Raw genomic sequence first — 1,095 nt, 5'->3', positions numbered from 1 at the left:
GGCAGGCTGGTGATGCCGCTGAGCAGGTTGGAGTAGTTGCGGCGGGTGTCTCCGCGCAGTTCCACCGAGGCGACCAGGTCGCGCAGTGCGGTGAGCATGGCGGCGATTTCGGCGCGGCCGAGGTAGGCGCCGAGGCAGAAGTGGGGGCCGTAGCCGAAGGCGAGGTGTTTGTTGGGGGTGCGGTCGAGGCGGAAGCGTTCCGGGGCCTCGAAGACCTCCTCGTCCATGTTGGCCGAGTCGTTCCACAGCGTGACGATGTCCCCGGCCTTGATCACCTGGCCCTGGGTGCCGACCGGGATGTCTTCCAGGGCCGTGCGGCCGAAGTGCAGGGCGGGGGTGGTCCAGCGCAGGATCTCGTCGACGGCGGTGGCGATGTCCGCCTCGCCGCTCTTCAGTGCCCGCCACTGGTCGGGGTGTTCGATGAGGGCGAGCACGCCGCCGGTCATCGACATCCGGCTGGTCTCGTCGCCGCCGATGATCAGGCTGTAGCAGTTGACCACGATCTCGTCCATGGTCAGCGGCTGGCCCTCCAGGGTGCCGGTGGCCAGCACGCTGATCGCATCGTCGCCCGGGTTGGCGCGGCGCTCGGCGGCCAGGGTGGCGAAGTAGGCGAGGATGTCGTTGCGTGCCTGCCAGGCGGCGGCGGGCGACTGGGCGGCGCCGTCGTTGCCCAGCGCCGTCGCGGTCAGTTCCAGCACCTTGGCGCGGTCGGCCTCGGGTACGCCCATCAGGTCGCAGATCGCGGTGAGCGGGATGTCGGCGGCCACGTCGGCGGCGAAGTCGCATTCCCCGCGGGCGATCGCCTGGGCGACCAGGGTGCGGGTGGACCGGCGGATGTTGTCCACGACGCCTTCGAGGGCGCGCGGCGAGAATGCCTTGAGCAGGATTTTACGGAGGTCGGAATGCCGGGGCCCGTCGGTGACCGCGGCCATCATGCCGGCCGCCGAATCGCCGCCCATCAGCAGCGTGGTGAGCACATTTCCCTTTTCCGAGGTGAACCGTTTGTTGTCCCGGTAGATCTCGGACACATCCGCGTGCCGGGACACCACCCAGAAACCCGGCGCGCCGCCGATGGAGGGGTGCCAGTGGAACGGC

At 69.6% G+C, this 1,095-nt stretch carries 1 protein-coding gene; it reads right to left on the bottom strand.

Annotated elements, in window-relative coordinates; genetic code table 11:
• Positions 1-1,095, bottom strand: a 1,095-nt coding sequence (locus ADK86_RS15955) for a cytochrome P450 (protein ID WP_053697176.1), incomplete at both ends; no start/stop codon positions are given.

It is taken from the genome of Streptomyces sp. NRRL F-5755 (assembly GCF_001279365.1).
GTDB classification, from domain to species: Bacteria; Actinomycetota; Actinomycetes; order Streptomycetales; family Streptomycetaceae; genus Streptomyces; species Streptomyces rimosus.
This window is presented reverse-complemented; position numbering and strand designations above follow the sequence as displayed.